This is a genomic window from Roseateles sp. P5_E1 (genome assembly GCF_054049335.1).
The window spans coordinates 1-9,799 of record NZ_JBFUMN010000097.1; the positions used below are offsets into that span (position 1 = coordinate 1).

9 protein-coding genes are annotated in these 9,799 nt (G+C 69.2%); 3 read left to right on the top strand and 6 right to left on the bottom strand.

Going from position 1 to position 9,799, the window contains the following annotated elements:
* Nucleotides 1-249: 249 nt before the first annotated feature.
* Together ACXJKJ_RS29510 and pdxR are read right to left on the bottom strand one after the other, a co-directional pair.
* Nucleotides 250-1,044, bottom strand: a complete 795-nt coding sequence (locus ACXJKJ_RS29510; RefSeq protein WP_457394771.1) for a hypothetical protein — start codon at nt 1,042-1,044, stop codon at nt 250-252.
* Nucleotides 1,045-1,118: 74 nt separating this feature from the next.
* Nucleotides 1,119-2,564, bottom strand: coding sequence for a MocR-like pyridoxine biosynthesis transcription factor PdxR (gene pdxR / locus ACXJKJ_RS29515; protein ID WP_457394774.1), 1,446 nt, complete (start codon nt 2,562-2,564; stop codon nt 1,119-1,121).
* Between the two features lie 76 nt (nt 2,565-2,640).
* On the opposite strand from pdxR, the gene ACXJKJ_RS29520 reads away from it, so the two are divergent.
* Nucleotides 2,641-3,129 (top strand): cupin domain-containing protein, encoded by a 489-nt coding sequence (locus ACXJKJ_RS29520; protein WP_457394776.1) that lies wholly within the window; start codon nt 2,641-2,643, stop codon nt 3,127-3,129.
* Between the two features lie 4 nt (nt 3,130-3,133).
* On the opposite strand, the gene ACXJKJ_RS29525 is transcribed toward ACXJKJ_RS29520, so the two are convergent.
* Nucleotides 3,134-3,877, bottom strand: coding sequence for an SDR family oxidoreductase (locus tag ACXJKJ_RS29525; protein WP_457394780.1), 744 nt, complete (start codon nt 3,875-3,877; stop codon nt 3,134-3,136).
* Between the two features lie 97 nt (nt 3,878-3,974).
* On the opposite strand from ACXJKJ_RS29525, the gene ACXJKJ_RS29530 reads away from it, so the two are divergent.
* Nucleotides 3,975-4,871, top strand: coding sequence for an AraC family transcriptional regulator (locus tag ACXJKJ_RS29530; RefSeq protein WP_457394782.1), 897 nt, complete (start codon nt 3,975-3,977; stop codon nt 4,869-4,871).
* Here ACXJKJ_RS29530 and ACXJKJ_RS29535 read toward each other — a convergent pair.
* The 3 genes from ACXJKJ_RS29535 to ACXJKJ_RS29545 all read right to left on the bottom strand — a co-directional run bounded on the left by ACXJKJ_RS29535 (nt 4,868) and on the right by ACXJKJ_RS29545 (nt 7,680).
* Nucleotides 4,868-5,995 (bottom strand): ATP-binding protein, encoded by a 1,128-nt coding sequence (locus ACXJKJ_RS29535; RefSeq protein WP_457394785.1) that lies wholly within the window; start codon nt 5,993-5,995, stop codon nt 4,868-4,870. The genes ACXJKJ_RS29530 and ACXJKJ_RS29535 overlap by 4 nt on opposite strands.
* Nucleotides 5,989-6,696: a response regulator gene (locus tag ACXJKJ_RS29540; protein WP_056194592.1), complete on the bottom strand. Its 708-nt coding sequence runs from the start codon at nt 6,694-6,696 to the stop codon at nt 5,989-5,991. Before ACXJKJ_RS29540 ends, ACXJKJ_RS29535 begins: the two co-directional genes overlap by 7 nt.
* Before the next feature lie 84 nt (nt 6,697-6,780).
* Nucleotides 6,781-7,680: a peptidase associated/transthyretin-like domain-containing protein gene (locus ACXJKJ_RS29545; protein ID WP_056194594.1), complete on the bottom strand. Its 900-nt coding sequence runs from the start codon at nt 7,678-7,680 to the stop codon at nt 6,781-6,783.
* A 253-nt stretch (nt 7,681-7,933) separates the two neighbouring features.
* Here ACXJKJ_RS29545 and ACXJKJ_RS29550 point away from each other — a divergent pair, with 253 nt between their 5' ends.
* Complete coding sequence (locus ACXJKJ_RS29550; RefSeq protein WP_457394789.1) at nt 7,934-9,085, top strand: IS481 family transposase; 1,152 nt, start codon at nt 7,934-7,936, stop codon at nt 9,083-9,085.
* The last annotated feature ends 714 nt before the right edge of the window (nt 9,086-9,799 follow it).

A 9,799-nucleotide genomic window follows, 5' to 3' on the forward strand; every position in this document is an offset into this window, starting at 1 on the left:
CTGCAGGGACTGCCCATCGGCATCCGCCCGAGCCTGGAGTGCGATGGCCTGCATGACGTGTACTTCTGCCATCAGCGGTTCACGCAGTTCGACCTGCGCGAGCCGACGTTGGTACCCATGTCCTGGCACGGGTGTTACCCATGTCTCCGGTCTATACAGCCCCGCAGAAGAAAGTTACCCCGCTGCCGGGCGGGACTCCCGGCAATGCACCGAGCAAACACCCGCTGCGCAAAGCATCCAACCAACTACCTACCCACCTACCACTTCAAAGTACCGCTCAAACGACGCATCCACCGCCGCCCTCGCGCCGCCAATGATGTTCAGCCCCCACGTGAACCCATACACGTCGTCAAACTGAACACCCCGCAGCCTCGCCTGCGTCTCCCTCACCAACGCCGGCCTTGCCGGCACATGGTTGGGCACGCTGTACATGAAGCTGACATGCCGCCGGTCCTGCGCCACATGCAGCGCATCACCCGCCAGCAACAGCGACTTTCCGCCGCCAGACCAGTGCAGCACCGTGCTGCCCGGGAAGTGCCCCGGGCAACGCAACAGCGTCGCGCCGCGGCCCAGGTCCAGCGTGTCGCCGCGCCAAAACTCCACCCAGCGCGAACAGCGCGCCACCCACTCGCGGTCGTTCTCGTGCACGAAGATCGGCACGCCGCCCAACGCCTCGCTCCAGCGCACCATGGCCGAATAGAAGTGCGGGTGCGAGATGGCGATGCGCTCCACGCCACCGCGCCGCTTCAGCTCAGCCACCGCCTCTTCTGTGACAAGGGCCGTGCTCTCCCACAACACACCTGCCTCGGGCAGGTGCAGCGCCCGCTGCGGAATCGCGAAGCCCGGCGCGACACCGATGCCGAACAGCRTGTGATCCATCTCCAGCCGGTTGCGGTGGAGGGTGGCCAGCTCGTCATGTGTCGTCCAGGCCTGCCCTTGCCAGCCGACGTACTGACGCTCGTCGCTGCAGATGCGGCACAGCCCCGGCGGCTGGGCGCTGTCGTCGTGTTCGGTGCCGCAGGTGCGGCACATGAAGTGGGCCATGGTGTGCTCCGTGATTTGCCAGGCCTGCAGCCTAGGCAGCCCGGTCGTCCGGTCACAGAGCCAAGTTCAGCGATTCAGAGGGTGCCAAGCGCTTTTGCGAGGCGCCGCACGGCCTCGGGAATGCGCGCCGCCGTGACGCTGCCGTAGCCCAGCACCAAGCCGGACACGCCGCCCTCCCCGAGCGAATAACGGCTCAGCGGCTCGACGCCGACGCCGGCGGCCCAGGCGCGACGCGTCAGCTCGTCGGCATCGACGCCGGGCAGCGCCACGGCCAGGTGCAGGCCCGCAATGGCGGAGAAGATTTCCACCCGATCGCCCATATGGCGCTTGAGCATCTGCTCCAGCACGCGGCGCCGCTCGGCGTACTCGGCGCGCATGCGGCGCACATGCCGCAGCAGATGGCCCTCGGCGATGAAGTCGGCCACGGCGGCCTGGGTCAGCGCCGGCGTGCCGAAACCGGCCGCATGCTTGGCTGCCACCAGCGCCTCGCGTGCCCAGGCGGGAGCGACGACATAGCCCAGGCGCAGCGCCGGCAGCATGCTCTTGGACAAGGTGCCGACATAGAAGACGCGGCCATCGCGGTCCAGCGTCTTCAAGGCATCCAAGGGCCGCGACGTGAAGCGGAACTCGCCGTCGTAGTCGTCCTCGATGACGACGGCGTGGTGCCCGGCGGCCCAGTTCAGCAGGTCGCGCCGGCGTGGCAGCGACATCGCCATGCCCAGCGGCGCCTGGTGCGACGGCGTCACGCAGACGATGCGTGTCTCCGTCGGCAGGGCGCTCACGACCAGCCCTTCAGCGTCCAGCGGTATCGGCGCGAGCCTCGCCCCCGCAGCCAGCAGGGCCGCGCGCAGCGGCGGGTAGCCTGGGTTCTCGACAGCGGCCAGCGTCCGACCCGGCGTGACCAGCACGCGCGCGATCAGGTCGAAGGCCTGCTGCGCCCCGGCCGTGATGACCACGTCGTCCGCCGTGCAAGCCACCGCGCGGGACGACGACACATGGCCCGCGATGGCGGCCCGCAGCGCCGGCAGGCCCTGCGCCGGCGGGTAGCTTGCCGGCTCGCGCGCGGCGGCCTGCAGCGCGCGCGTCTGCAGGCGGCGCAGCACGTCAAAAGGAAAGCTCGCCGTGTCCGGCATGCCGGTCTTGAAGTGATAGGCCGGTGCCGGGCCGCTGGTGAGCGCTGCCGGCCACCCGCCACCCTCGCCGCGCAGCCACCGGCTGTCGGCCCAGGGCGCCACGCTGGCGCGGTCCGAAACGCCCACCGCGGCCCGCGGCAGCTCGGCCACAAAGCTGCCGCCCGCGCCGCGCGACTCCAGCCAGCCCTCGGACGCCAGCAACTCATAGGCGGCCACCGCGGTGTTGCGTGACACGCCCACCTGCGCCGCCAGCTCGCGTGACGACGGCAGGCGCAGCCCAGGTGCAAGGCGCCCGGTGGCGATGGCGTCACGCAGCGCCGCATGCAGGCTGGCCAGGCGCGAACCGCGCGCGGCGAGCTGCAGATCGAGTTCCAGGCTTGGCTCCATGTCTTCTCTTCAATTTGGCTCTTTTGTGGAGCCATGCAAGCCGGCACTCTAGCGCCCTGCAACACAGGAGATTGCCATGAGCTCGATGACGACACCCTTCGACGGCCTGCAACCCCATGTCCGGCCCCATGTCGACGCAGCATTGCGGCGCGCCGGCCTGGACGCCTGGATCCCCGAAGGCCCGGGCAAGTGGTCGCTGCCGCTGCAATTCCTTGCCGATGGCGGCTGGGTGGAACTGATGCGGCTCACGCCTGGAACGAAGTTGACGCTGCACCGCCACCACGGCGAGGTGCACGGCCTGAACCTGCAGGGCCAGCGCCGCCTGGACGACGGCCGCGTCATCGGCGCGGGCGACTATGTCTTCGAACCCGTCGGCAATGTCGACAGCTGGGAGGCCGTCGGCGACGAGGTGCTGGTGCTGCACGTCGTCGTGCGCGGCGACGTGGACTATGTGGCGGCCGACGGCACGGTGCAACGGCACATCACGACGGCCGACGTGATCGCCGGCTACCGTGACTTCTGCGCGTCGCGCGGCCTGACGCCGCGCCTCGCGCCAGCCGCCTGAGCCGTCAGGCCGCCAACGCCACCGCGTCGGCACCTGCGGGCAGGCGCATCGGGCAGCTGGGGTCCGTGGCCGCGCGCCACACAGCCAGGGCCACATCCTGCCCATGCGTGACCTCGCCCGCCGGCTGTTGCGCCCAGCTGGCAAACACACGCTCGGCCAGCTCCGCGTAGGCCTCGGGAATGCTGCCCTGCATGCGCGAGCGCGCGTTCTCGGCGAAGCGGGTGGTGGGCGAGCGGCCCGGCAGCACGACGCAGGCGCGGATGCCGAAGGGATGCAGCTCCAACGCCAGCGACTCGGTGAACGCATTCACCGCCGCCTTGCTCGCCGTGTAGACGGCCAGCAGCGGCAACGCCTTCAGCGTCACGCTGGACGTGACGTTGATGACGATGCCCGAGCGGCGCTGGCGCATCTGCGGCAACAGGGCCTGCGTCATCGCCATCGTGCCGAAGGTGTTGGCCTCGAAGATCTCGCGCACCTGTGCCATCGGGATGCCTTCCAGCGCGCCCAGCAGGCCGATGCCGGCGTTGTTGACCAGCACGTCGACGGGACCCGCCGCGTCCACGCAGTAGCGGATGCTGGTGGCGTCGGTCACGTCCAGAGGCAGCACGCGCAGGCGTTCGCTGCGCGGCAGCAGATCGTCGCGCGGCGTGCGCATCGTCGCGATGACCTGCCAGCCCTGGTCGATGAAATGGCGTGCGGTTTCGAGACCAAAGCCGGACGAGCAGCCGGTGATGAGCACGGTTTTCATGGGGAACTCCTGGGGGTTGGGGGATGCGCCACGATAGGGCGGCGCAGCAGGACTACCTACAATCAAAAGTCCGCAAAACATTGGCAAACGTCCTGTCGTGACCGATCCCCTCGCCGAAGTCGTCGGTCTCCTGCAGCCCGGCGCACGCTTTTCCAAGGTGGTAGCCGGTGCGGGCGACTGGCGGGTGCGCCGCACGGACGCCGGCCTGCCTTTCTATGCCGTCGTGCTGGAAGGCGCGTGCCGCCTCACGGTCGACGGGCAGCCGCCGCTGGACCTGCAAGCCGGCGACTTCGCCCTCGTGCCCGCAGCGCTGCCCTTCACGACCAGCAGCGCCGGCCCGGCCGCGGCGGATTTGCCCCTGACGTTGCCCGAGCGGCTGGCGGACGGCAGCTACCGCGTCGGCAACGCGGACGGCCCGGCCGACGTGCGGCTGCTGGTGGGGCATTGCAGCTTCGGCTCGCCGGATGCGGCCTTGCTGGTCTCGCTGCTTCCCCAGCTGATGCATGTGCGCGGCGAGCCGCGGTTTACGGCGCTGGTGCGGCTGCTCATCGACGAAACGGGCGCCGAGCGGCCCGCGCGCGACGAGGTGCTGGCGCGGTTGTTGGAGGTGTTGCTCATCGAGGCCCTGCGCTGTGCGGCCGGCACCGCCGCGTCGCCGGGCCTGGTACGCGGCCTGGCCGACGTGCGCCTGGCCGCCGCGCTGCGCCAATTGCACGAAGCGCCGGGCCAGGCCTGGACCGTCGCCTCACTGGCCAAGGAGGCTGCGCTGTCGCGCTCGGCCTTCTTCGAACGCTTCAGCCGCGCGGTGGGCGTGGCGCCGATGAGCTATCTGCTGGCCTGGCGCATGGCCCTGGCGCGGCGGCTGTTGCGCGACGAGAGCCTGGGCGTGGCCGACGTGGCCGAGCGCGTCGGCTACAGCTCGGCCAGCACCTTCAGCGTGGCCTTCACGCGCCACGTGGGCCAGCCACCGGCGCGCTATGCGCGAGGCGCCTAGAAGACGACTTCCGCGCGCAACCCACCTTCTGGCCGGTTGCTGAGCACCAGCAATGCGCCCTGCCGGCGCACCAGTTGCTGAGCGATGTACAGGCCCAGCCCCGTGCCGCCGGTTTGGCGATTGCGCGAGCCCTCGACGCGGCGGAAGGGCTGGCGCACGCGCTCCAGCTCGGCTTCCGGGATGCCGGGGCCGTTGTCTTCCACCACCAGCCGCGTCACACCGGCCGACAGGTCGACGCTGACCTCGGCCTGGCCGGCATAGCGCAGCGCATTGCCGACGAGGTTGTCGACCACGCGACGCAGAGCGACCGGATCGGCTCGCACGACAGCCGGCGGGCCGGTGAAGCTGACGGTGGCGCCCGTCTCGGCCAGGTCGTCGACAGCGGACTGGGCCAGGGCCGACAGATCGACGCGCTGGGCCTCGGCCGCCTCGGCGGGACGGAACACCTCGATGACGCTCTCCACCAGCCGGTTCATCTCGCGGATGTCCTCCACGCAGCGCTCGCGCACGCCGGCTTCCACCTCGCCCGTCTCCAGCCGCAGCCGCATACGGGTCAGCGGCGTGCGCAGGTCGTGGGAGATGGCCGCGATCATCAGGCCGCGTTCCTCGAACTGGCCGCTCAGCTCGGCCGCCATGCGGTTGAACACGGCGGCGGCGTCGCGCACCTCGCGGGTGCCGCCGGCCTCGTCGAGCGCGGGCGCCGGGCGGCCCTGGGCGAGCGCCGGCGTCAGCCCCTGCGCCGCGGCAACGAGACGGCGCACAGGCTGGGCCAGCCAGCGCGAACCCCACCAGGCCGCCAACGCGATGACGAGCAGGCGCACACCGTAATCCAGCAGGCTGGAGCGCCAGGGCAAGCTGGGCGGCAGCGACGGGAAGGTGGGCACGCGGGCGACGTGTTCACCGCGCGGTGGCGGGCCGGCGTCGTCAAAGCCACCAGCCGGCGGAGAAATCGGGCCTCTGTGGGCATGCATCGGGGGTGGCCCAGGGCGCCCGTCCATGCCCGGCCCGTGCAGCGTCTGCGCCACGAGGCTCCAGGCCGCCAGATGGCTCAGCGCCAACGCGGCCCACATCAAAAGGAACAGCCGCAGACCCAGGCGATCCCAGTCCTTCCATGGCTTCAGCACGGGCTCACCTCGGCATCGAAAAGATAACCCTCGCCGCGCACGGTGCGCACGAGGCTGGGCTCGCGAGCGGTGTCGCCGAGCTTGGCGCGCAGCCTTGAGACGGCCAGGTCGATGCTGCGGTCATTGACCTCAACGCCGGGCGCGCGAGTCAGCTCGATGAGCTGGTCACGGCTGAGCACGCGGCCCGGTCGCTGCACGAAGGCGCCGAGCAGCCGGAACTCGGCGCTGGAGAGGGCAATGCCGACGTCGTCGGCATTGATGAGCTGGCGCGTCATGCGGTCGAAGCGCCAGCGGCCGAAGCGCAGCAGGCGTGTGTCCTCGGCCAGGGTCTGGCCGCCCTTGTTGGCCCGCCTCACCAGGGCCTGCAAGCGCGCGACCAATTCGCGCGGCTCGAAGGGCTTGGCGAGGTAGTCGTCGGCGCCGAGCTCCAGGCCGACGACGCGGCTCATGGTGTCGCCGCGTGCGGTCAGCATCAGCACCGGCGGCGCATCGGCCCGCGTGGACAGCCAGCGCAGCAGCGCCAGGCCGTCTTCGCCGGGCAGCATCAGATCGAGCACGATGACATCGACCTGGTCGCTCGTCAGCTGCTGGCGCATGCCCCGTCCGTCGGCCGCCGCACTGACCCGCCAGCCAAAGCCTTCCAGATAGGCCGTCAGGCTGGTGCGGATCTCGGCGTCATCGTCGACAACGAGGCAATGCATGTCAGCCCCTCGTCCGGTGGGTACACCGACCGATCCCTCGAGGGGATGCGGCTCGGCTAGAGGCGGCCCGGCGCTCGATCCCACTCATGCGGCAATACCTACTTTCAAACGGGCCACATAACCGGCACTGACCGAGCCCGTCATCGTCGCGAGCTGCGTCGAATAACCGTCGCTGAAGATGCCGTCGCTGGACAGGCTGATGGCATTGTTGTTGGCCGCGCTGTTGCCATAGCCGCTGGTGGCGTAGACGGCGGTGTTCGAGTCCGACGGGAAGCACAGCTGCGAGGTGCGCAGCTTGTTGTTCCAGTTGGTCGCCGTCGTCGTGCTGCGGTAGACCTCGAAGTGGATGTGGGGCACGCGGCCCGAGTAGCAGCCCGGGTAGATGGTCTGGAAGGTGGCCGTGCCGTCAGTGGCGGTGGCCTGCACGCCGCGAAGGTAGTTCTCGCCGGTCACGCCGCTGGAGTACATCGAATAGCGACCCAGTGCATCGCAATGCCAGAGGTAGATGGCGTAGCCGGACAAGTCGACGCAGGAGGCGTTGGTGTTCACAAGCTCGATGATGACCTGAAGCGGCACGCCTGTGGCTACGCCGCTGGCGCCGGCGATGCTGGCGCGGATGTCGCTGCGCACGATGCCCGACAGGGCCAGCGCGTTGGCGACGCTGCCATTGGCGGTGTTGGATCCGTCGCCCGGGTAGGGGCCTTCGGTCTCGCTGGGAATGACGGAGCAGCTGCTGGTCGTTGTGCCGGAACTGCCGCCGGAGGAGCCCGATGAAGAAGAGGACGATGAGTCGCTCGTCGCGCTGCTGCCGCCACCGCCGCAACCGGTCAGCGCTATCGCGCCGGCGCCGCTGAGCGACACGGCGCCCGCGCCGAGCAGCCAGCGCAGCGCGGTCCGCCGCTCGAAGGCCTGCTGGTGCAGGCGGCTCAGGTCGTGGGCCAGGCCCAGGTCGTGGTCATGCTTGGCGTCGTGATCGTGGTGCATTGCAGCTCCTTCTGTGTCGGATGAAGGCATTGCATCGCCGCGATGTATCGGGCGGATCGGCAGATTGTGTCGGGGTCGAAATACGGAGGTTGCTTTTGCGAGGAGCCTTCCGACCCGGTGCAATGCCGCGGGAATCCGCCCCGCGAGGGCGGGTAACTTTTCTCTGACGCGCTGTTTGGACCGGAGACATGGGTAACGGGTGTGCCAGGACATGGGTAACGCTTTCGGGGTTTCGAAGCCCCGGAAGAAGCCCATGGTCTGGATGGAGAAGAGCACCGTGTCCCTGCGTCAAGAGTTCGTGCACCTGGCCCGCCAGGACGGCGCCAACGTGCGCGCGTTGTGTCGCCAGTTCGGCATCAGCCCCAAGACCGGCTACAAGTGGCTGAGCCGTTTCGAAACCTGCGCGGGCGATGCGCAGGCGCTGCATGACCGCAGCCGTCGCCCGCTGAGCAGCCCCGCCCGCAGTGGCGACGCCATCGAGCAAGCCGTGCTCGGCGTGCGCCGCGAACACCCCGCCTGGGGTGGCCGCAAGATCGCCCGGYGGCTGATGGACCTCGGACAGGCGCAGGTCGCCCCAAGCACCGTCACCCACATCCTGCATCGCCATGGGTTGGTCAGCCCTGCGGCCAGCGACACCGCTCGGCCCTGGCAACGCTTCGAGCACGACGCGCCCAACAGCCTGTGGCAGATCGACTTCAAGGGCCACTTCCCCACGCTGGCCGGGCGCTGCCAGGCGCTCACGCTGCTGGACGATCACTCGCGCTTCAACCTGCGACTGCAGGCGCTGGCGCGCACCGACACGCCCTCGGTGAGGGAGCAACTCGTCCAGACCTTCGAACGCTACGGGCTGCCGCTGCGCATCAACGCCGACAACGGCTCGCCCTGGGGCGGCCCCAGCGGGCGCGGTCACAGCCTCAGCGAATTGGCCATCTGGCTGATCCGCCTGGGCGTGCAGGTGAGCTTCAGCGCCCCGCACCATCCGCAGACCAACGGCAAGCTGGAGCGGTTCCATCGCACGCTGGACGTGGAGGTGCTGGCCGGGCGGCACTTCACGGACTTCGAGGCCGTGCAGCGCGCGTTCGACGCCTGGCGCCCGAGCTACAACTGCGAGCGGCCGCACGACGCGCTGGACCTGGGCACCCCGGTGCAGCGCTACCGGCCCAGCGCGGTGGCCTACAGCGCCGCGTTGCACCCCATCGAGTACCCAGACACCGACTGCGTCGTTAACGTCGGCTGGAACGGCTTCCTTCACTTCCAGGGCCGCCGACTGCATGTGTCCAGCGCGTTGAAGGGACTGCCCATCGGCATCCGCCCCAGCTCCGAATGCGACAGCGTGTACGACGTGTACTTCTGTCATCAGCGCTTCACGCAGTTCGACCTGCACGAGCAGCCGGTGGACACTTGAGAAGGTGTTACCCATGTCCTGGCACGGGTGTTACCCATGTCTCCGGTCCAAACAACGCGCCAGAGAAAAGTCACCAAAAGAGGAGCGCTAATGCAATCCGCACCCGAGCGGGACGAGGCGCTCGCAAGCTCGGAGTAACGCCGGGCCTACAAGCGAACCGCTGCGCTCTCGCACACGACTTGTGAAGAGCGCCAGCGATCGCGCCTTCAAGCCGGTTAACACCGGCTGCACGCCGGGCTCATCAGGGAATACCGCGTCGCTGGGGCGACGCCAGGTGGATGCTGCGCAGCGATCGCGTCGCCCGAGCGATGCTGTATTTGGTTTTGTGGTGAGCCCGGCGTGCAGCCGCGCGTTAAGCGGGCAGGTGGTGCGATGGATGGTGCTGGCGACAGGGACAGCAGCGAGAGCGCAGCGGGTCGCGTCGTCCCGCAACGCCATTGGACGTTTTCGCGCGCCGCTGACGGCGGCGCCGCGATCGTGTGCGGTTCAGGGCCTCTTCTTTGGTGACTTTCTTCTGGCCCCGTGTATAGACCGGGGACATAGGTAACGGGTGTGCCAGGACATGGGTAACGCTTTCGGGGTTTAGAAGCCCCGGAAGAAGCCCATGGTCTGGACGGAGAAGAGCACCGTGTCCCTGCGTGAAGAATTCGTGCACCTGGCCCGCCAGGACGGCGCCAACGTGCGTGCGCTGTGTCGCCGGTTCGGCATCAGCCC